This window comes from Alkalimonas cellulosilytica, assembly GCF_036325985.1.
Lineage (GTDB): Bacteria > Pseudomonadota > Gammaproteobacteria > Enterobacterales > Alteromonadaceae > Alkalimonas > Alkalimonas cellulosilytica.
In genome coordinates, this window is the sequence record NZ_JAUHLI010000082.1 from 1 (window position 1) to 218 (window position 218).

1 protein-coding gene is annotated in these 218 nt (G+C 50.5%); it reads right to left on the reverse strand.

Annotation, left to right across the window (positions count from 1 at the left end):
- Nucleotides 1–218: flagellin (locus QWY20_RS18640; RefSeq protein ID WP_330130468.1), on the reverse strand; the 218-nt coding region annotated here is incomplete at both ends.

Sequence of the window (218 nt, forward strand, 5' to 3'; positions counted from 1 at the left end):
CGCTGATTTGCCTGAGCTAAAACTGTGGTACTGGTCTGTTGCAAAATCTGTGTTCGGGTTAACTCAGCCGTTTCTTTAGCGAAGTCAGTATCCCGGATCCGGCTTCGAGCACCAGAGACGTTTTCAGAGATATTGGTCAGGTTTCGAATGGTTGCCTGAAAACGGTTTTGGATAGCACCCAAATCGGCCCGCGTGCCATCAATGATGCCGATGGCGCT